Origin of the sequence: Variovorax atrisoli 110B (genome assembly GCF_000382045.1) — a bacterium.
Taxonomy (GTDB): Bacteria; Pseudomonadota; Gammaproteobacteria; order Burkholderiales; family Burkholderiaceae_C; genus Variovorax; species Variovorax atrisoli.
On sequence record NZ_KB907467.1, the window covers coordinates 22,649 to 41,513 of the forward strand.

Genomic DNA, 18,865 nt, shown 5'->3' on the forward strand with positions numbered 1-18,865 from the left:
GTAACCGCAACGGAGCGCACCTTGAAGACATTCACTTACATGCACAACGCCGGCTCCACCGGCCTCCTCGGCGGCCGCCGCCAGCTGCTTCGCGGCGCGGCGGCGCTCGGCGCGGTGGCGGCCCTTGGCCAGGCCGGCAAGGTCTGGGCAGCCGACAAGGACACCATCAGGATCGGCTACATCAGCCCGAAGACGGGGCCTTTCTCTCCCTTCGCCGAGGCCGACGACTTCATCCTCGACCAGGTGCGCAAGTCGCTCGCGGACGGCCTCACCGTCGGCGGCAAGAAATACAAGGTGGAGATCCTGGCGCGCGACGACCAGAGCAGCCCCGACCGGCAGTCCAACATCGCGGCCGAACTCATCAACAAGGAGAACATCGACCTGATGCTGGCGCAGGTGGCGATCGGCCCCAACGCATCGCAGCAATGCGAGCTGAACGGCGTGCCCTGCATCTCGACGGTCGGCCCGTGGCAGGCGTGGATGTTCCCGCTCAAGGGCGATCCGGCCAAGGGCTTCAAGAGCGTATTCCACTTCTTCTGGGGCCTCGAGGACATCTCCGACGTGTACCTCGACATCTGGTCGGCCGTGCCGTCGAACAAGGCGGTCGGATCGGTCTTCAGCAACGACGTGCCGGGCAACGCCATGGGCGACATGAAGCTCGGCATGCCCGGCGCCTTCGCCAAGGCGGGCTACAAGGTCGTGGACATCGGCCGGTTTCCGGTGGGCGCCGACGATTTCTCCTCCTACATCCAGGCGTTCAAGAAGGACAACGTCGAGATCGTCACCGGCCTGTTCAACCCGCCCGAGTGGGCATCGTTCGTCAAGCAGTCCGCGCAGATGAACTTCAAGCCGAAGGTCGCGACGGTCGCCAAGGCCCTGCTCTTCCCGGGCGGGGTCGCAGCGCTCGGCCCGCGCGCCGACGGCATGTCCACCGAGATCTGGTGGACGCCCGCCTATCCGTTCAAGTCGAGCCTCACCGGCCAGACGGCCAGGCAGTTCGCCGATGCCTACACCGCCGCCACGAAGCGCGAGTGGACGCAGCCCATGGGCGTCGTCCATGCGCTGTTCGAAGCGGGCATCCAGGCGCTCAAGGCGAGCGGCAATCCCAAGGACCCGGTCAAGGTGGCCGACGCCGTGCGCGTGATGAAGCACGACACCATCATCGGCAGGCTCGACTTCACGTCCAGCGGCATCAAGAACGTCTCCAAGATGCGTGTCGTCGGCGGCCAGTGGCGGGTGAGCGCGGCCGGCAAGCCCGAGCTCTTCATCACGAACAACAAGACGGCGCCGGAGATTCCCGTGCAGCGCAAGTTCGAACTGCTGAAGCTGGGCTGAGGAACGGCCATGCTGCTCGAACTGCGCGACACGACCAAGCGCTACGGCGACATGATCATCATCCCGAAGCTCTCGCTTTGCGTCGAGGAGGGCGACTTCATCGGCGTGATCGGCCCCAACGGCGCCGGCAAGAGCACGATGTTCGGGCTCATCTCCGGCAGCACGCGCTGTGACGGCGGCAGCGTCTTCCTCGACGGCATGGACGTCACCGCGCTGGATGCGGCGCAGCGTTGCCGCGCCGGCATCGGGCGCACCTTCCAGATTCCGCAGCCGTTCGAGGGCATGACCGCCTACGAGAACGCCCTGGTCGCGGCGACCTTCGGCAGCAATGGAAACCGCAGCGCCGCACAGGCCCTGGCGGTGGACGCGATCGAGCGCTGCGGCCTCGCGCCCGTCGCGGACAAGCTGGCGGGCACGCTCACGCTGCTGCAGCGAAAGCGCCTCGAGCTCGCGCGTGCGATCGCCACGCAGCCGCGCCTGCTGCTGCTCGACGAGGTGGCCGGCGGGTTGATCGACGGCGAGATGCAGCAGCTGCTGCAGCTGATCGTCACGATCCATCAGAGCGGCGTCACCATCCTCTGGATCGAGCACCTGGTGCACGCCCTGGTGTCGGCGGCCGACCGTCTCGTGGTGCTTGCCAGCGGCGCCGTCATCTGCGACGGCGACCCCGGATCGGTCATGGGCGACCAGACCGTGAGGGACACCTACCTCGGCTCCGACATCGGCGAGGAGGTCGGCCATGCTGCGCACTGACCGTCTCGATGCGTACTACGGCCTGTTCCAGGCGCTGTTCGGCTTCACGTTCGAGGTCAGGCCCGGCGAGACCGTCGCCCTGATCGGATCGAACGGGGCAGGCAAGTCGACGCTGCTTCGATCGATCGTCGGTTCGGTGCGCACTCGCGCGGACGGGGTCCTGCTCGACGGCCGGCCCGTGGGCGGCGAGCCGGAGCGCAAGCAGCTTGATCGCGGCATTGCACTGGTGCCCGAAGGCCGGCGGCTGTTTCCCAGCCTGACGGTCCGCGAGAACCTCCAGCTGGCGATGCGCAACGGTCGCAAGGGGCCATGGACCGTGGAGCGGCTGATGAAGGAGTTCCCGGTGATGCAAGCGTTCCAGCACCGTCCGGCGACGGCGTTGTCCGGCGGCCAGCAGCAGCTCGTGGCCCTTTCGCGCGCGCTCGTCTGCAATCCCGACTACCTGCTGTGCGACGAGATCTCGCTGGGCCTGTCTCCGGTCGCCGTCAACGAGGTCTATGAACTCCTCGGCCGTGCACGCAGGGACGGCCTGGCGGTCGTGCTGGTGGAGCAGAACGTGAAGCGCGCGCTCTCCGAGTCCGACCGCTTCTATTGCATCCAGAAAGGGCGCGTGGTGCTGGAGGGCAGCTCCGAGCATGCGGACCACGCGCAAGTTGCCCACGCCTACTTTGGAATCTGACATGCAGGCACTCATCGAAACCATCGCGGGCGGGCTGATGCTCGGCGCGCTCTATGCACTCTTCGGGCTCGGCCTCAGCCTGAGCCTCGGCGTGATGAAGATGATCAACATCGCGCATGGCGACCTGATCGTGCTGGGCGCCTACCTGTGCAGCACGGTGATGCAGTTCCTGGGCATCGGGCCGTTCGTCTCGCTGCTCGCCGTGGTCCCCATGATGTTCGTCATCGGCTATGGGCTGCAAAGGGTGTTGCTCAATCGCGTGGTGGGCAGGGGCGCGCTTTCGCCGCTGCTGCTCACGTTCGGACTCTCGATCGTCCTGCAGAACGTGCTGCAGGAGTTCTACACGGCCGATACGCGCAGCCTTCAGGCTGGCGAGTTCGCGCTGCAGGGCTTCGACCTGGGCGGGGTGTCGATCGGGCTGCTTCCGCTCGTCTCGACGGTGATCAGCGTGGCGATCTTCGCGGGCACCAGCTGGCTGATCGGCCACTCGCACCTGGGCCGGCAGGCGCGCGCCGTGGCGGACGACCCCGGCACCGCGCGGCTGGTCGGCGTCAACGACCGCAACTTCTTCGCGCTGGTCACCGGCTTCGTGCTCGCCGTGATCGCGCTGGCGTCGGTGATGTACGGCATCAGGACGCCGTTCTCGCCCACGGCGGGGCCCGAGCGCCTGCTGTACTCGTTCGAGGCCGTCGTGCTCGGTGGCCTCGGCAATGTGTGGGGCACGTTCGTCGGTGGCTTGATCATCGGCGTGGCGCAGCTCCTCGGTGCCAAGGTGTCGTCGGGCCTCGGCCCGTTCTTCGGACACCTGGTGTTCCTGGTCGCGCTGCTGGCGCGTCCGCAAGGGCTTTTCGGAAAGGGTTCGCGATGAACTCGCTCGCATTGATGGAAGAGGCCAGGCCACGCAAGGCGGGCAGGGCGGCAGTCGGCGTGGTCCTGCTCGCCGTGCTCGGCGCCCTGGCCGTGGCGCCGTGGTTCACGAGCTTCGCAACCCAGCGGCTCCTCGTGGAGATCTTCACCGTCTTCGCGATGGCGCTGGCCTGGAACCTGCTCGCGGGCTACGGCGGCCTGGTGGTCGTGGGGCACCAGATGTTCGTCGGCGTGGGGGCCTATGCGCTCTTCGCGCTGTCCAACAGGCTGGGAATCAACCCGTGGATCATGCTGCCGCTCGCGACGGCGGCGACCGCGCTCTTCGCATTGCTGAGCGCGCTGCCGATGTTCCGCCTCAGCGGTGCGCATTTCGCGGTGGGAACATGGGTTCTCGCGGAGATGCTGCGGATCCTGACGCTCAACAACGAATGGCTGGGCGCGGGGGGCGGCATGCCGCTGGAGGCGCTCGCGAGCTTCGATCGCTGGACGCGCAACGCAGGTGTCTATTGGTCCGCGCTGGTCACCGGCGTCGGCGCGCTCGTCATCGCGCGCCTGATGCTCAGGGGCAAGCTGGGCCTGGCGCTGATGAGCGTGAGGGACTCGGAGGCTGCGGCGGCCGCATCCGGCGTTTCGATCCAGCGGGCCAAGCTCGCGCTGTGGGCCATCGCGGGCTCCATCACCGGACTTGCGGGCGCCGTGGCCTACATGAACACGCTGCAGGTGACGCCCGATGCGACCTTCTCGCTGAACTGGTCCGCCGCGGCCATCTTCATCGCAGTGCTCGGCGGCATCGGAACGCTGGAAGGCCCCATCCTGGGAACGATCCTCTACTTCGTCCTGCGCGAGTCCTTCGCCACGTACGGCTCGTGGTACTTCATCGGCCTCGGCTCGCTCGCCATCGCCACCATGGTGTTCGCACCCGGCGGAGCCTGGAGCCTCGTCACGCGGCGATGGGCCATCAATCCATTCGGCGTGCGGCGCGACATGCCCCGCCGCTGAGCCCCTTCCTCTTCACCCATTCACTCACAGTCAAGGAAATCCAGATGTCCGAAACAGCTTTCAAGGTCGCCGTCGTCCAGGCGGCCCCGGTGTTCCTCGATGCGAAGGCGTCGACGGAAAAAGCCATCGGCCTGATCGCCGAGGCGGGGGCCAACGGTGCGAAGCTCGTGGCGTTTCCGGAGGTGTTCATCCCGGGCTACCCCTGGTGGCTCTGGCTCGGCGCGCCGGCCTGGGGGATGCAGTTCGTCTCCAGGTACCACGCCAACTCCCTGCGGGCCGACGGGCCGGAGCTGGCGGCGATCGCCGCGGCGGCCAAGAAGTCGGACATCAACGTCGTGATCGGCTTTTCCGAGATCGAGGGCGGATCACTGTACCTCAGCCAAGCCCTCATCAGCGACAAGGGCGAGATGGTGTTCAAGCGCCGAAAGCTCAAGCCCACGCACGTGGAGCGCACCCTGTTCGGCGAAGGCGATGGTTCCGACTTCCGGGTGGTCGACACCAGCGTCGGCCGTCTTGGCGCGCTGTGCTGCGCGGAGCACATCCAGCCGCTTTCGAAGTACGCGATGTACGCCATGCACGAGCAGGTGCACGTGGCGTCCTGGCCGTCGTTCACGCTGTACCGCGGCAAGGCCTATGCGCTCGGGCACGAGGTCAACCTGGCCGCCAGCCAGATCTATGCGCTGGAGGGGGGCTGCTACGTGCTCCACTCGAGCGCGGTCACCGGACAGGACATGTTCGACGCGCTGTGCGACACGCCCGAGCGCGTGGCGCTGCTCAACGCGGAAGGCTGCAAGCCCGGCGGCGGCTACTCGATGATCTTCGGGCCCGACGGACAGCCCCTGGTGCCGCACATGCCGCAGGACCAGGAAGGCCTGCTCTACGCCGACATCGATCTCGCCGACATCGCCGTGGCGAAGGCGGCGTACGACCCATCGGGCCACTACGCGCGCGGCGATGTCGTGCGCCTCATGGTCAACAGGAACCCGCGCCGAACCTGCGTCGATTTCGGGGAAGGCGTGACCGACGGGGCGCAATGGACCGAAGCGAAGGTCGAGTGAGAACATCTCAGGCCGCAAGGCCCCGCGCTGCCGATCCGTGAGAGGCCTTAGCAAGCGTCACGCCATTGCGCGGTTTCAGCCGGCGGGCAGGGCGGTGCCCTGGCAGGCGGCCAGCTGCCAGCGCCGGTCCTGGCGCCGCCAGACGGCCAGGTAGCTGCTGCAGACCTGCCGCAGTTCGCCGCCACGCAGCACCTGTGCCCGCATCTCGCCCGCCACGATGAGCGCGTCGCCGCACGGCGTCACGGTGAGCGGCGCGAGCTCGAGCTCCCGGTAGGCGATGGCGCCGGCGGCGAGCTTGTGCAGCAGGCTGTCGCGCGAATCGACCGTGCCGGTGGAGTGCACATAGCGCAGCTCGGGCGCGAGCAGCTCGCCCAGGGCGAGCACGTCGCCGGCCAGCATGGCGTCGCGACGGCGCGCCTCCAGCGCGTGCAGTTCCTCGTCGGCAGCGCTCAAGGGGCGCGGCGCGTCATTCGTCGCGGATGCCGTTGCGCAGCACGCCGATGGCATCCACCTCGATCTCGCACACGTCGCCCGGCTTCATGAACACCTGGGGCGTGCGCTTGTTGCCCACGCCGCCCGGCGTGCCGGTGACGATCACGTCGCCGGGCTCCAGCGGGACGAAGGCCGAGATGTAGGCGATCTGGCGCGGGATGCTGTGCACCATCATGTCGGTGGTGGCGCGCTGCATCTCCTGGCCGTTCAGGCGTGTGACCAGCGTCATCTTCTGGTCGGGCGCGATCTCGTCGGCCGTCACCATCCAGGGGCCGAAGGCGCCCGTCTTCCAGAAGTTCTTGCCGGGCGCCCATTGCGAGGTGTGCAGCTGCCAGTCGCGCACGCTGCCGTCGTTGTAGCAGCTGTAGCCGGCGATGTGCGACCACGATTCGGCTTCGCCGATGTGCCGGCCGCCCTTGCCGATGACGATGGCGATCTCGCCCTCGTAGTCCAGCCGCTCGGAAACGCGGGGGCGCACGATGTCCTCGCCATGGGCCAGCTGCGAATCGGCCACGCGCAGGAAGATCACGGGCTTCTCGGTCACCTCCTTGCCGGTCTCGCGGATGTGCTCGCCGTAGTTCAGGCCGATGCAGAAGATCTTGCCGGGGTTGGGAATGACCGGCAGCAGGCGCACCTCCGACAGCGGCAAGGTGGCTCGCGCGGCATCGACCTGCGCCGCCGCCTTGGCGGTCAGTCCCGCGGCGATGAAGGCCTTGAGGTCCGGCGCCTGCGCGCCGAAGACTTCGCGCAGGTCGACCACGCGGTCGCCCACGACAGCGCCGTAGCTGTCCTGGCCGTTGTACTGGTAGCTGATGAGTTTCATGGTGGTTCCTTTGGATTGAGAAGGTGGGAGGCCAGGCCGTCCGACACGGGCACTGCGATCAGGCGGACTTTTTTCAGGGTCGACGCCCGCTCGGCGCAGAAGATCGAACGCGAGGAAGACGGACCGGGCGGATCACGGCGGCGTGGGTCGTCATGGCGCCACCGGCAGGTGCCGGGAGATGCGGTCGAGCTCGGCCTGCGTGCGCGCCACGCCGACGATGTAGCGGTCGGGCCGCAGGATCACGGCCTGCGCCTCGTGGCTGCGCAGCCACGCGTCGAGTTGGGCGTCGGGCCGGTCGATGACGAGCGCCTCGCTGCGGGCCCAGCGCTCGGCGGTGGCGGGCGCCGCGCGCGCCAGCAGTTCGCGCCGGCCGATGACGGCGCTGCGCCGGCCGAGCAGTTCGTCCAGCAAGCGGCCGTCGTCCAGGCGCGGCTGGGGGAAGGGGCGGCCGGCCAGGTCCTGCTGCTGCGCATCGAACGCGCCCTGGCCCAGCAGCTGCGGCGGAAGCTCGAAGACTTCGGGTTCGCCCTCGGCGAAGCGCGCGTCGCGTTCCTCCGCGGCGGCCGGATCGGTGGTCTGGATGATGCCGCCCAGGCGCACGGCCAGCTCGATCAGTGCGCGCACGTGCGGCTTGCGCTCGGATTCGTAGGTGTCGAGCAGTGATTCGGGAGCGCGTCCGGCGATCACCGCGTCCAGCTTCCAGGCCAGGTTGGAGGCATCGCGGATGCCCGCGCACATGCCCTGGCCCAGGAAGGGCGGCGTCTGGTGGCAGGCATCGCCCGCCAGGAACAGCCGGCCCTGGCGCCAGCCGTCGGCGATCACCGAATGGAAGGTGTAGATGGCCGCGCGCTCCAGCCGCGCCTGCGCAGGGCTGACCCAGGGGGCCACCAGCTTCCAGAGACTGTCGGGCTGCACCAGCGCCTCGCGGTCGTCGTCGGGCAGCACCATGATCTCCCAGCGGCGGCGATCGCCCACCACGTTGCAGTAGGTCATGGGCCGGCGCGGATCGCAGTGCTGCACCGTGTGCGGCGGCAGGTCGAGCGCCTCGTTCAGCACCACGTCGAACACCAGCCAGGGCTGGCGCAGGCCGAGGTCGACCATCGGGCTGCCGATGTGCTCGCGCACCGGCGAGCGTGCGCCGTCGCAGCCGACCACCCAGCGCGCGCGGGCCTCGAACGCCGGGCCGCCATTGCCGTGGCTGTCGCCCTCCCGGCAGTGAAGCGTCGCGCCGTCGTCGTCCGCTTCGATGGCGCTCAGCGTGGTCCGCAGCCGGACGTCCACCCGCGGGAAGCGCGCCAGGCCTTCGCGCAGCACCGCTTCGAGCTCGGGCTGGTGGAAGTAGTAGTTGTTGGCGCAGCCATGCGGCCCCAGTGCCGCGGTCCCGCCGCGGATCAGCAGGGTCTGCCCCGCGCCGTTGACGAAATGCATGCCCTGCGTGCCCGGCCGCGAGATGGCCAGCACCTGCTCGCGCAGCCCCGCCGCCTGGAAGATGCGCAGCACCTCGCCGTCGTAATGGATGGCCCGCGGCAGCGGAAAGATGCCAGCTTCCTTCTCGATCACCAGCACCGAGCGGCCGGCCGCCCCCAGCAGATTGGCCAGCGTGGCGCCGGTAGGCCCCAGGCCCACGATGGCCACGTCGTACACGGGCGGCCGCTCAGACATGCTGGTCTTCCTGCATGCGGCGGGCGACCTCGGCCTGCCACTCGGCACGGCTCATGAACTTGGGGAAGCGCTTCGCAATGGCTTCGGCCCGCGCCAGGATGGCCTCGTCGGACTGGGCCAGGTCGATCGGCTCGCGCAGCGGCTGGTCGCAGTACCAGGGCGTGTCCATGAACAGCTCCAGGCGGTTGCCCTCCGGGTCGCGGCAGTAGACGGAGACCGCGTTGCCGTGCGTCACGGGTTGCATGTCCGTGGCGCCTTCGTCCAGCAGCCGGCCATGGAAGGCACGCAGCGTCGCGAGGTCGGGCACCCGGAAGGACAGCTGGTTGACCACGTTGAAAGCCATGTCCGCGGGCCGGCCGGTGGCCAGCACCAGCTGGTGGTGCTCGCTCGGGTCGCGGCTGAGGAAGACCAGCTGCACCGGGCCCAGGTCGCCCGCGTCGGTCTGGGTGAATCGCAGGGCGCGCTTGTAGAAGCCGGCCATGCGGTCCAGGTCGGTCACATACAGGCCGATATGGCTGAACTGCAGCTGGAGGGGGAAGTTGGGTGGCATGGATTGTCGTCTTTCGATAACGGGGCGCAGCTTGTCTGGCTTCGAAGAACAAATAATATCTCAATTATCTTATTTTGATAATTGGCATGTTTTTCGTATGATCCGCCCGCGTGCAGCCTGCCCGCATTCGCAAACGGAGACATTCATGACCCCCATCCAAAAGCTCGCCGCGGCGGCCGCGGCCCTGCCGCTGGCGGCAGTGCTGGCGCTGTCGGGCACCGCCGCCAGCGCCCAGCCCGACTACCCCACCAAGCCCGTGCGCATCATTGCCCCCTTCCCCGCGGGCAGCGGACCCGACGCCAACGCCCGCGAACTGGCGGCGGAGCTGACGAAGATCCTGGGCCAGTCCTTCTACGTGGAGAACCGTCCGGGCGCCTCGAACATCATCGGCACCGAGGTGGCGGCCAAGGCGCCCAACGACGGCTATTCGCTCTACATCGGCACCACGAGCTCGCTGTCGGTGGTGCCGCACCTCTACGGCAAGCTGCCCTTCAATGCCGAGCGCGACTTCGCGCCCATCAGCCTGCTGGGCGTGCTCAACACCGGACTGATCGCCACCCCCTCGGTGACGGCGAAGGACGCGCGCGAGCTGATCGCGCAGCTCAAGAGCAGGCCCGATTCGATCAACGTGGCCACGCAGGGCATCGGCAGCTATTCGCACCTGTCGGCGGCGTGGTTCAACAGGGAGGCCGGCGTGAAGTCCAACCTGGTGCCCTACAACAGCAACAGCCCGTATGCCGACCTGCTGGCAGGGCAGATCCAGCTGATGTTCGACGGCCTGCCCGCCGCGGCCACCAACGTGCAGGCAGGCAAGCTCAAGCTGCTGGCCATCACCGGCCGCGAGCGGCATCCGAGCTTCCCCAGCGTGCCCACCTTCGCGGAGCAGGGCCTGCCCGAGTACACACCCATCGCCTGGCAGGGCCTGCTGGCGCCGGCAGGCACCGCACCGGCCATCCTGGAGAAGCTCAGCGGCGCGATGGCCAAGGTGTGCCAGTCGCCCGAACTGGCGAAGAAGTGGCGCGACTACGGCGGCGAGTTGCGCTGCAACACGCCGGCCGAATTCGCCGCCTTCATCCAGGCCGACCGGGCCATGTGGGGCAAGGTGATCCGCGCCGCAGGCGTCAGGCTCGACTGAGCGACCGCGGGCCTGGCTTCGGCCGAGCGGGCGGCGACGAAGTGCTGATCGACGCGGCCTTCGCCCGCGTCAACCGACACGACTGCAACCAGCGCGGGCGCGGGCCCACGCCCGCGCACAGCGACGTGCCCACTGGGAGTCAGCCGCATCATGTGTTGAGCCAGTGCGCGCGCCGAGGGCCTGCGCGCGGGCGATGCGGTGTGCACGCTGGAGCCGGCCCACGCCCGGCTCGAGTCGGGACAGGCGATGGCCCAGCTGGTGCTGGCGATGAAGGCGCGCTGACGACGCGCCGAGGTCACGACGACGGCGTGCCGGCGGTCCAGCCCGCGGCGCGGGCCCGCGATCAATACCGGTAGTGGTAACGGTAGCCGTAGTAGACGGGCGCCCCGTAGTAGACCGGGGCCGGCCGGTAGTAGACCGGAGCGGGCCTGTAATAGACCGGCGGAGGTGGTGCGTAGTAGACCGGGGCCGGCGGCACATAGACCGGCGCGGGCGGGTAGTACACCGGGGCCGGCGCGACGGCGACGCCAGGTACTCCGACACCGATGGACCAGCTGACGCCGGCCGTGGCTGCTGACCCCGCCAGCAGCGCCGCGGCGGCGATGACGCCGCCCACCATGTATTTCGAAAACTTCGAACGATCGAGGCTCATCTGAACTTCCTATCTTGAACAGACCCGATCCCCCTCCTTGACCGGTATCCAACGCCGCGGGCGCGCCGCTGGCCTACACGATCTGGTGACGATCGTTTCCAATCGTCACTGCGCCTGCAGCCCGCCGCGATGTGACGACCGGCCTGGCACTCCCAGTGATGGTCTGCATAACGCGTCGGCAACCGAGACCGATCGCGCAAATGCCTGGATCAGCGTCTGGCAATTCGCGCATGCCCACTTGCCTCGAACGTGCCGCCAGACGGTGGACACGCCGGCAGGCTGGCCTGGGCCGGATCGAGCTTCTTGCTGGCGTGCCCGGGCACAGGCGTCTCGAAGACGCGCGAACATCGGTGACGCGCGCGCACTCCAACAAGCCCGGAGACGCAAAGTTCAGCGAACACGCGCCGATAACGAGTCGATCACGACTCCGCGCTATAGGCAGTCGCTGGCGGTACAGGCGACGGAAACACCTCCTCCAGAAACGAGAGGAAAGCCTTGAGGTTCGGGCTCGCATGCCGGTTCCCGGGCCAAACCGCCGTGATCGGTGCGCCGTCGACGGCATATTCGGCGAGCAAGGGCAGCAGCAGTCCCCGCTCAACATACGGGGCCGCGATGAACGATGCCAGCATGCCGACCCCGCCACCGGCGGCGAGCACCTCGGCGACCGCATCGCTGGCATCCACCACGATGGCCGCATCGGGTGTGAGTTCGATCGCTCTGTTCCCGATTCGGAAACTCCAGGCCAGCGTCTGCCCCGACGCCTGGTACCGGAAATTCACGCAATCGTGATCCTTGAGTTGGTCGGGATGGCCGGGCGCGCCACGCGCTGCCAGATAGGCCGGTGAGGCGAATGCGCTGATGCGGGTTCGTGCAAGCCCTCGCGACATCAGGTTCGAGTCGGCGAGGTTCCCGATGCGAATCGCCACGTCGATCCCTTCCTCGACGAGATTGACGAAACGGTCATTCAAGCGAAGGTCGACGTGGAGCCTGGGATACCGGCGACGAAACGCAGGCAGCGCCGGTGCGAGCAGGCGTATGCCGATGGGCAGCGGCGCCGCGACTTTCAGCGTCCCGGAGGGCTCGGACCGCACCGCCGCAGCCGATTGGACGACGTCCTCGGCAGCGCGCAGCAGCAGCAAGGCCCGGCCATGCAGCTCTCGCCCCTCAGGCGTCAACACGAGGGAGCGCGTGGTCCGAGTGAAAAGGCGCACGCCCAGCCGATGCTCGAGGCGCTGGATCGTCTTGCTGACGGCCGAGGGCGAGACGGACAGCGATTGCGCCGCCGCAGTGAAACTGCCATAGGACGCCGCACGCGCAAACGCGACGACGCCGGTCAGGCTCTCCAGACTGATTTGTTCCTTCATGGCATCAAACAAGTGACTTGTTGATGGATTATCAAATACCCAATGAAGATCGACACTCCTATCGAGCAAGCCGCGGCACCCGGCTGCGTAGAGGGCGAGGCGCCGCACATCCATGGCTGGCGCTTGCAGCCGGTCAGATCTTTCAAAGGAACCCATATGACGACGAAGATGATGAAGGCGGTCAGGCAGCACGAATTCGGTGGTCCCGATGTGCTGCGTTACGAGGACGCACCGATGCCCGAGCTGAAGCCGGGGGAGGTGCTGGTGCGCGTACATGCGGTGGGCCTGAACCCTCCCGATTGGTACCTGCGCAATGGCTACAAGATGCTGCCGCCGGAGTGGCAGCCGAAGGTGGCTTTTCCCTTGATCCTCGGGACGGATGTGTCGGGCGTCATCGACGCCGTGGCCGACGATGTCGAGGACTTCGCCGCAGGCGACGCCGTGTACGCGATGGTCCGCTTTCCTGGTGGCCTTGCCGGAGGCAGCAAGGCCTATGCCGAGTGGGTCAGCGTGCCGGCGTCGGAAGTGGCGCGTAAGCCGCGCGGCATCGACCACGCGCATGCCGCTGGCGCGCCGATGTCGCTGCTCACTGCGTGGCAGTTCATGATCGAACTCGGGCACGATGAACCAAACCCGCTGCAGCCGAACAGACACGTGCCGGTCCCGCTGGAGGGCAAGACCGTCCTCGTCAATGGCGCTGCCGGCGGCGTGGGGCAGTTCGCGGTGCAGCTTGCCAAATGGAAGGGCGCGCGCGTGATCGCCGTGGCGTCCGGCAAGCACGGGACCTTCGTGCGCGATCTCGGCGCCGACGAGTTCATCGACTACACCCAGACAGCGGCCAGCGAGACGGTGCGGGACGTGGATCTCGTCGTCGATACCGTGGGCGGCCCGACCACGGGGCGCTTCCTGCGCACCCTCAAGCGCGGCGGCGCCCTGTTCCCGATCTTCCCTCTGGGCTTCTCCGGCGCCCAGGAGGCCGAGAAGTTGGGCGTCACGGTCTCGACGACGCAGGTCCGATCCAGTGGAGCGCAGCTTGCGCGGCTCGCGGACTTGCTCGACGCGGGAACGGTGCGTGTGGCCATCGACAGCACATTCCCACTCGCGGATGCACGAAGGGCGCATGAACGGGCGTCCGGTGGGAACATCCAGGGAAAAATCGTCCTCACGGTTCGTTGAAGCCCATGTCCACGATCGAGGCTGCGGTCGACGACCTTCTGAACAATCGGCAACTGACGGCGGCCGAAGCGCTCGACCGTCACTTCGGGCCCACCTTTCGCCAACGCACCAACGGAAGCTGGGACGACCGCGCCGCCGTTCTCGCGAGGGCCATCCAACTCCGGGACGTGGTCGAGCACGCCACGATCACCGTGCTCGACGAACTTGCCGTTGGCGACCGTTACGCCGAGCGGCACCTGATCGATTTGCGCCACCGCGACGGAACTCGGACAGTGCAGGAGGTCTACCTGTTCGCGGAACGCGACGCTGACGGGCGTTTCACTCGCATCGAAGAGGCGGCTGTGGTGTGGAGGGATTAGCCTCACGGCAACGATCAAGGCGCGGCCACTGGCATGAGACTCCATGGGGTACGCGTCTCCCTGATGGGATGACGCACGGCTTCAGATCATGCAAGGCTCGGACCGGTTTTGCAGACCACCGCTAGAACTTCGCGCGCAACGTCAGCTGCACTTCACGGCCCGGGCCCGGCAGGATCAGGTTGTCGACGCTGCCGTGGGCGGAGATGTAGTACTTGCGGTTCGCGATGTTCTTCAGGTTCAGCGAGATCTCGTAGCGATCCGTCTTGTAGCTGGCTGCCAGGTCGGCGGTCAGGTAGGAGGGCAGGGTCACGAGGTTGCTCAGCGAGGCGTAGCGCGCGCTGACGTAGTTCAGGCCGCCGCCCGCGCTGAATCCGTTGCCCAGGTCCTTCATGGCCCAGACGAAGGCCGAGTGGCGCGGCGTCAGAGAGGGGGTCTTGCCCTGCACCGGGATTGCCGCGCCCACGGGCAGCTGCAGCGAGCTCACCGTGGCCAGCGACTTCGTCATCTTCGCATCGAGGTAGGCATAGCCGGCGCTGACGTCCCAGCGCCCGGGCAGCCGGCCGTTGAGCGCGAGCTCCAGGCCGTTGGTGCGCTGCGTGCCGACGTTGATCTGGCGCCGCGGGTCGTTCGGATCGGTGTTCTTGATGCCCGAGCGCTCCAGGTTGAACAGCGCGGTCGTGAAGTTCAGCGCTCCGTCGAGCAGGTCGAACTTGGCGCCGATCTCCTTGTTGACCGTGATCTCGGGCGCGTTGTCGATGTTGCTGGCCGACAGCGCGAAGTTCTCGCCCGACGGCTGGAACGAACGGCTGTACGACACGTAGTAGGACTGCACGGCGTCGGGCTGCCACACGAGGCCCGCGCGCGGGCTGAACTTGCGGTCGGTGCGCTCCAGCGGCGCCAGCTTGCGCTCGAAGGAGGTGTCCTGCCTGAACACGTCGTAGCGCCCGCCGACCAGCGCCTTCCATTGCGGCGCCAGCGTGATCTGGTCCTGGAAGTACAGGGCGGCGGTCTTGAACTCGCTGTTGCTCGGGATCGCGCTGTCGGCCAGATAGTTCGCGACCGGAATCGGCAGCGGGTCGGCCACGGGGTTGAACAGGTTCACGCGCTGCGCGCCGGTGGCGGAGGACACCGAGTACAGGCGCTTGCGCTGCACGCCGAGCTCGGCGCCGATCAGCCATTCCTGCTTGAAGCCCCCGAGCTCGTTGCGCCAGGTCAGGTCGGTCTGGTTGAACCAGCCGCTCTCGTCGCGATCGACGAAACCGCGCGTGCGCCCCACCGTCAGGCGCACCGGGTCGGTGGTGCCGCTGGGCAGCGTGTTGTTGCGGTCGAGGTGATAGCTCGAGTAGCGCGTGGTGTTGCGCAGGCTCAGCGTGTCGTCGAACCGGTGGTTCAGCGTCGCGGTGAAGGTCTGCACCTTGCTGGTCACCGTGTCGTCGCGGCGGCCGTGCGCGGAGCCGTAGTAGGCACCGACGGGCACGTCGACCGGCCGGCCGTTGAGCGCGGGGATGCCGAAGTCGGTGAGGCGCTGGTCGCGCAGGTTCGTGTACTGCAGCAGCAGGTCTGTCTGCGGATTGAACTTGATCGCGAGCGAGGGCGCGATGTTGTAGCGGTCGGTGAACTGCTGGTCGCGATAGCTGTCGGACTTCTCGCGCGCCACGTTGAGGCGGAACGCCATGTTCTCGCCGATGGGCGTGTTCAGGTCGGCCGTGGCGCGCTTGTAGTCGTGGCTGCCGAGACCGAGCGAGACCTCGCCGAAGCGGTCGCCGAAAACCGGCTTCTTGGTCACGCGGTTGATCAGGCCCCCCGAGGAGCCGCGGCCGTAGAGCACGGCGGCCGGCCCCTTGAGCACTTCGATGCGCTCCGTGTCCGACAGGTCGCGGAAGTACAGCGCGTCATCGCGCACACCGTCGACGAACCAGTCGGAGATGGCGCTGAAGCCGCGGATCACGACCTGGTCGCGCTGCCCGTCGCCGTGGTTGAAGCTCACGCCCGGCGCGTTGCGCAGCGCGTCCTGCATCGAGGTGGCGCCCTGGTCGCGCAGCAGCTGTCCGCTCAGCACGTTGACGGCCTGGGGCACGTCGCGCAGCGGGGCGCTGCCCTTGGTGGCGGTGCTGGTGGCTGCCGGGGCATAGCCCTTGTCGTCCTCGGCGGTGACGGTCACCTCCTTCAGCGTCGAGGAAGGGCTTTCCTGTGCAGCGCTCTGTGCCAGGACGGCGCCCGACAGCGAGGCGAGCGCGGCACCGGCCAGAAGGGAAAGGCGCCGCAGCGGACGCGGGGAGGGAAAAGCGATGGCTGGGAGGCAGGAGGAGGGCGTCATGTTGTCCAGTTCTTTTTGCAAGGCGGCGCAGGCGCACGCGCGGCCGCACGACAGGCCCTTCCTCCACGGGGAAGAAGGGCGCGTGTCATGCCTTGCCTTGAAAGAATCTGGGTGAGGCGAGGGCCGCGAGGGCTTGGAAGAAGCCTCCTGCGGCACCTGGTGGTGACGGCCGCTGCACGCGGCGGCCCGGATTGTAAAGACTCACAGGCCGGCTGCTGCGAGCCTGCCCTGCGCGAGCAGTTCGCGGGTGCGCTTCAGCGTCGACAGCAGTGCGCTCCTGTAGCCGCCTTCGCCGTCCAGCCACGCCTGCTCGGCCTGCTCCTCGGGGCCGCCCGGCGTCTTGCCGCGCAGGCCGAGGTAGCCGTAGAAGCGAAGCTGCAGGGCACCCGAGGCGTCCTCGAATAGCTCGTTGACGATGGCGCCCTCGCGCGGACCGGCGGCCTGGAAGAAGGTCACCTTGCTTTGCGGCTCGAACGCGATGATCTCGCGCAGGTCCCCGCCGCCGATGGTGGCTTCGCGAACGATGTGGGTCGCGCTTTCCTGCACCACTTCGCATCGGGTGCACAGGCCCGGAGGAAGAAAAAGCCGGGCGTCGCGCGCCTTGAGGACGAGGCCGGCCCAGGCCTGCTCGCGGCTGAGCGCCAGTTCGCCTTCGGGGTTCACCGCAACGGTGGCGGTCGAATAGATCATGATGGTCTTTCTGCGGTTGGTTCGATCGATGGATGCCGCTCAGGCTGCGGCGGCGATGCTTGCGGCAGTACCTGCAGCGAAAGTGCGGTAGGAGCGCAGCGGGCGGCCCAGCAAGGCGGTGAGGCGCTGGACATCGCCGGCCTCGGGCACCATCCCGTCGCTCAGGAAGCGTTCGCTCATCAGCCGCATGTCGTAGGCCATCCACGGCGGCATGAAGTTCAGCAGGTTCTTCTCGAAGCCCGCGGTGTCGTCGCCGCCGTACGCGACGGGCCGGCCCAGCACCTCGGACCAGATGGCCGCGACCGCGTCGCCGGTGAGCGTGTCGGGCCCCACGAGGTTGATCCGCTCCAGGGGCTGCGGCTCGCCCGCACGGTCGCGGCGCAGCAGCTCGATCGCGGCGATCTCGCCGATGTCGGCCGTATCGATCATCGCGAGCCCCTTGGCGCCGATGGGCATCGGATAGACGCCATGGCCGCTCACCACGTCCTTGACCGTGAGATCGTTGTCCATGAAGTAGGCCGGGCGCAGGATCGTCGCTTCGAAGCCCATGGCTTCGAGCATCCGTTCGACACCGAACTTGCCCGCGAAGTGCGGCACGTTCACGTACCTGTCGCTGTGGATGACCGACAGGTACACGACACGCCGGACGCCGGCATCGCGCGCCGCATTGAGCACCACGAGGGCCTGGGTGAATTCGTCCGGGACGACGGCGTTGAGCAGGAACAGCGTGGACACGCCGGCGAAGGCGCCGCGCAGCGCCTCCACATCGAGCAGGTCGCCCTGCACGATCTCGACGGAAGCCGGCAGGTTTGCCTTGGCGGGATCGCGCACGATGGCACGCACGCCGGCGCCGCGCTCGATGAGGTTTTGAACGACTTGGCGGCCGACTTTTCCGGTTGCGCCGGTCACGAGGATGGTCATGGAAATACTCCTGTGGGTTGAAGAAGGCTCCATCGTGCTCGTTCCATTCAATGGCCGATAGCCGCTATATTTGGACTTGCTGTCTCTCTGGTGGAACACATGGACCTCCTTGCCCTGGCCGACTTCAATCTCGTGGCCCGACACGGCGGCTTCGGCCGCGCCTCGCGCGAATCCGGGCGCCCCAAGGCCACGCTCTCGCGGCGCGTGGCCGACCTGGAAAGCGGCCTGGCCCTGCGCCTCTTCGAGCGCGGGCCGCGCGCGCTCAAGCTCACCGAGGAGGGCCGCGCGCTCTTCGAGCGCACGGCGGTTCTGCTGACCGAGTTGGACGAGGCCGCCGCAGCGATCGCTTCGGGCGGCGCCGCACCGCGCGGCAGGTTACGGGTGAGCGCGCCGCTGCTTTTCTCGCAGGCCGCGATGGGCACGCTGGCGGCGCGCTTCGCGCTGAAGCACCGCGAGGTCCGCCTCGAGGTCACCACGGAAGACCGCGAAGTGGACATGGTGGAGGAGGGCTACGACCTCGTGATCCGCGTGAATCCGGCGCCGGACGAGCGGCTCGTCGGGCGCATCTTCCTGCGGGACCGCCTGGTGGCCGTGGCGAGCCCGGCCCTGAGGAAGCCCGCGGCGGGCAAGACCGCGCCGGCCGTCGTGCGGACGGGCGACGCACCGGCACACGCCGCTGCATGGGAGCTGTCGGCGCGCGGCCGCACGCGCACACTGGCGGTCGAGCCGGTGCTGCAGCTCTCGTCACTGTTCATGATCCGCGATGCCGCGCGCGCGGGCATCGGCGTCGCGTGCCTGCCGGCGTCGCTGGTCACACGCGATCTGGCGGCGGGGCGGCTCGTGCACTGGGGCGACGTCGAAGGCCCCGAGATCGCTCTGTGGGCCCTCTATCCCTCGCGCAGGCTGCTCAGCAGCCGTGTCTCGGCTTTCCTGGAATTCCTGCGGGAAGCCTTTCCTCAGGGAACGCCCGACGAGCTCGCGGCCTTCGTGGACTGACGTGCGCGGGTGGGGCCAGTTGCTAAGATGCCCGACC

19 protein-coding genes are annotated in these 18,865 nt (G+C 68.0%); 10 read left to right on the plus strand and 9 right to left on the minus strand.

Features of this window, described 5'->3' with window-relative positions; translation table 11 throughout:
• Positions 1-21 precede the first annotated feature (21 nt).
• From G369_RS0131375 to G369_RS0131400, 6 genes are read left to right on the plus strand one after another with little or no spacing between them, the layout of a single operon-like run.
• Positions 22-1,335, plus strand: a complete 1,314-nt coding sequence (locus G369_RS0131375; protein ID WP_244164409.1) for an ABC transporter substrate-binding protein — start codon at positions 22-24, stop codon at positions 1,333-1,335.
• A 9-nt stretch (positions 1,336-1,344) separates the two neighbouring features.
• Entirely contained in the window at positions 1,345-2,088 is a 744-nt protein-coding gene (locus G369_RS0131380) for an ABC transporter ATP-binding protein (RefSeq protein WP_019658042.1), read from the plus strand.
• Positions 2,075-2,767, plus strand: coding sequence for an ABC transporter ATP-binding protein (locus G369_RS0131385; protein WP_019658043.1), 693 nt, complete (start codon positions 2,075-2,077; stop codon positions 2,765-2,767). The genes G369_RS0131380 and G369_RS0131385 overlap by 14 nt, the downstream gene beginning before the upstream one ends.
• A gap of 1 nt (position 2,768) precedes the next feature.
• Positions 2,769-3,635, plus strand: a complete 867-nt coding sequence (locus tag G369_RS0131390) for a branched-chain amino acid ABC transporter permease (RefSeq protein WP_019658044.1) — start codon at positions 2,769-2,771, stop codon at positions 3,633-3,635.
• Entirely contained in the window at positions 3,632-4,633 is a 1,002-nt protein-coding gene (locus G369_RS0131395) for a branched-chain amino acid ABC transporter permease (RefSeq protein WP_019658045.1), read from the plus strand. The genes G369_RS0131390 and G369_RS0131395 overlap by 4 nt, the downstream gene beginning before the upstream one ends.
• 44 nt (positions 4,634-4,677) lie before the next feature.
• Complete coding sequence (locus G369_RS0131400) at positions 4,678-5,691, plus strand: nitrilase (protein WP_019658046.1); 1,014 nt, start codon at positions 4,678-4,680, stop codon at positions 5,689-5,691.
• Between the two features lie 75 nt (positions 5,692-5,766).
• On the opposite strand, the gene G369_RS0131405 is transcribed toward G369_RS0131400, so the two are convergent.
• The 4 genes from G369_RS0131405 to G369_RS0131420 form a co-directional block, all read right to left on the minus strand.
• A complete protein-coding gene (locus tag G369_RS0131405) occupies positions 5,767-6,144 on the minus strand; it encodes a nuclear transport factor 2 family protein (RefSeq protein WP_019658047.1) in 378 nt (125 codons plus the stop codon).
• 13 nt (positions 6,145-6,157) lie between these two features.
• A complete protein-coding gene (locus G369_RS0131410; protein ID WP_019658048.1) occupies positions 6,158-7,006 on the minus strand; it encodes a fumarylacetoacetate hydrolase family protein in 849 nt (282 codons plus the stop codon).
• 150 nt (positions 7,007-7,156) lie between these two features.
• On the minus strand, positions 7,157-8,668 hold the full coding sequence (gene mhpA, locus G369_RS0131415) for a bifunctional 3-(3-hydroxy-phenyl)propionate/3-hydroxycinnamic acid hydroxylase MhpA (protein WP_020723395.1): 1,512 nt from the start codon (positions 8,666-8,668) through the stop codon (positions 7,157-7,159).
• Positions 8,661-9,218 carry a VOC family protein gene (locus G369_RS0131420; protein ID WP_019658050.1) on the minus strand — a complete coding sequence of 186 codons (558 nt, stop codon included), beginning with the start codon at positions 9,216-9,218 and terminating at the stop codon, positions 8,661-8,663. The genes mhpA and G369_RS0131420 overlap by 8 nt, the downstream gene beginning before the upstream one ends.
• Positions 9,219-9,363: 145 nt before the next feature.
• Between G369_RS0131420 and G369_RS0131425 the strand changes: the two genes are divergently transcribed.
• Positions 9,364-10,353, plus strand: coding sequence for a Bug family tripartite tricarboxylate transporter substrate binding protein (locus tag G369_RS0131425; RefSeq protein ID WP_019658051.1), 990 nt, complete (start codon positions 9,364-9,366; stop codon positions 10,351-10,353).
• A 343-nt stretch (positions 10,354-10,696) separates the two neighbouring features.
• Here the strand turns inward: G369_RS0131425 and G369_RS0131430 are convergent, their stop codons facing one another.
• Positions 10,697-11,005, minus strand: a complete 309-nt coding sequence (locus G369_RS0131430; RefSeq protein ID WP_019658052.1) for a hypothetical protein — start codon at positions 11,003-11,005, stop codon at positions 10,697-10,699.
• Positions 11,006-11,424: 419 nt separating this feature from the next.
• Positions 11,425-12,369 carry a LysR family transcriptional regulator gene (locus G369_RS0131435; RefSeq protein WP_026346792.1) on the minus strand — a complete coding sequence of 315 codons (945 nt, stop codon included), beginning with the start codon at positions 12,367-12,369 and terminating at the stop codon, positions 11,425-11,427.
• A 42-nt stretch (positions 12,370-12,411) separates the two neighbouring features.
• Here G369_RS0131435 and G369_RS0131440 point away from each other — a divergent pair, with 42 nt between their 5' ends.
• Positions 12,412-13,545, plus strand: a complete 1,134-nt coding sequence (locus tag G369_RS0131440) for an NADP-dependent oxidoreductase (protein WP_244164410.1) — start codon at positions 12,412-12,414, stop codon at positions 13,543-13,545.
• Positions 13,546-13,550: 5 nt separating this feature from the next.
• Positions 13,551-13,904: a hypothetical protein gene (locus G369_RS0131445; protein ID WP_019658055.1), complete on the plus strand. Its 354-nt coding sequence runs from the start codon at positions 13,551-13,553 to the stop codon at positions 13,902-13,904.
• A gap of 121 nt (positions 13,905-14,025) precedes the next feature.
• Here G369_RS0131445 and G369_RS0131450 read toward each other — a convergent pair whose 3' ends face one another.
• The 3 genes from G369_RS0131450 to G369_RS0131460 all read right to left on the minus strand — a co-directional run bounded on the left by G369_RS0131450 (position 14,026) and on the right by G369_RS0131460 (position 17,832).
• Positions 14,026-16,221 (minus strand): TonB-dependent receptor, encoded by a 2,196-nt coding sequence (locus tag G369_RS0131450; RefSeq protein ID WP_019658056.1) that lies wholly within the window; start codon positions 16,219-16,221, stop codon positions 14,026-14,028.
• A 201-nt stretch (positions 16,222-16,422) separates the two neighbouring features.
• Complete coding sequence (locus G369_RS0131455) at positions 16,423-16,911, minus strand: AtaL-like protein (RefSeq protein WP_019658057.1); 489 nt, start codon at positions 16,909-16,911, stop codon at positions 16,423-16,425.
• Between the two features lie 39 nt (positions 16,912-16,950).
• Positions 16,951-17,832 (minus strand): SDR family oxidoreductase, encoded by an 882-nt coding sequence (locus G369_RS0131460; protein ID WP_019658058.1) that lies wholly within the window; start codon positions 17,830-17,832, stop codon positions 16,951-16,953.
• A gap of 99 nt (positions 17,833-17,931) precedes the next feature.
• Between G369_RS0131460 and G369_RS0131465 the strand changes: the two genes are divergently transcribed.
• Complete coding sequence (locus G369_RS0131465) at positions 17,932-18,828, plus strand: LysR family transcriptional regulator (protein WP_019658059.1); 897 nt, start codon at positions 17,932-17,934, stop codon at positions 18,826-18,828.
• The last annotated feature ends 37 nt before the right edge of the window (positions 18,829-18,865 follow it).

What these genes read in the sequence shown, in the direction of transcription:
- G369_RS0131380 (WP_019658042.1), top strand. Translation starts at nt 1,345, where the DNA reads ATGCTGCTCGAACTGCGCGACACGACCAAGCGCTACGGCGACATGATC.
- G369_RS0131385 (WP_019658043.1), top strand. Translation starts at nt 2,075, where the DNA reads ATGCTGCGCACTGACCGTCTCGATGCGTACTACGGCCTGTTCCAGGCG.
- G369_RS0131390 (WP_019658044.1), top strand. Translation starts at nt 2,769, where the DNA reads ATGCAGGCACTCATCGAAACCATCGCGGGCGGGCTGATGCTCGGCGCG.
- G369_RS0131395 (WP_019658045.1), top strand. Translation starts at nt 3,632, where the DNA reads ATGAACTCGCTCGCATTGATGGAAGAGGCCAGGCCACGCAAGGCGGGC.
- G369_RS0131400 (WP_019658046.1), top strand. Translation starts at nt 4,678, where the DNA reads ATGTCCGAAACAGCTTTCAAGGTCGCCGTCGTCCAGGCGGCCCCGGTG.
- G369_RS0131410 (WP_019658048.1), bottom strand. Translation starts at nt 7,006, where the DNA reads ATGAAACTCATCAGCTACCAGTACAACGGCCAGGACAGCTACGGCGCT.
- mhpA (WP_020723395.1), bottom strand. Translation starts at nt 8,668, where the DNA reads ATGTCTGAGCGGCCGCCCGTGTACGACGTGGCCATCGTGGGCCTGGGG.
- G369_RS0131420 (WP_019658050.1), bottom strand. Translation starts at nt 9,218, where the DNA reads ATGCCACCCAACTTCCCCCTCCAGCTGCAGTTCAGCCATATCGGCCTG.
- G369_RS0131425 (WP_019658051.1), top strand. Translation starts at nt 9,364, where the DNA reads ATGACCCCCATCCAAAAGCTCGCCGCGGCGGCCGCGGCCCTGCCGCTG.
- G369_RS0131430 (WP_019658052.1), bottom strand. Translation starts at nt 11,005, where the DNA reads ATGAGCCTCGATCGTTCGAAGTTTTCGAAATACATGGTGGGCGGCGTC.
- G369_RS0131435 (WP_026346792.1), bottom strand. Translation starts at nt 12,369, where the DNA reads ATGAAGGAACAAATCAGTCTGGAGAGCCTGACCGGCGTCGTCGCGTTT.
- G369_RS0131440 (WP_244164410.1), top strand. Translation starts at nt 12,412, where the DNA reads ATGAAGATCGACACTCCTATCGAGCAAGCCGCGGCACCCGGCTGCGTA.
- G369_RS0131445 (WP_019658055.1), top strand. Translation starts at nt 13,551, where the DNA reads ATGTCCACGATCGAGGCTGCGGTCGACGACCTTCTGAACAATCGGCAA.
- G369_RS0131450 (WP_019658056.1), bottom strand. Translation starts at nt 16,221, where the DNA reads ATGACGCCCTCCTCCTGCCTCCCAGCCATCGCTTTTCCCTCCCCGCGT.
- G369_RS0131455 (WP_019658057.1), bottom strand. Translation starts at nt 16,911, where the DNA reads ATGATCTATTCGACCGCCACCGTTGCGGTGAACCCCGAAGGCGAACTG.
- G369_RS0131460 (WP_019658058.1), bottom strand. Translation starts at nt 17,832, where the DNA reads ATGACCATCCTCGTGACCGGCGCAACCGGAAAAGTCGGCCGCCAAGTC.
- G369_RS0131465 (WP_019658059.1), top strand. Translation starts at nt 17,932, where the DNA reads ATGGACCTCCTTGCCCTGGCCGACTTCAATCTCGTGGCCCGACACGGC.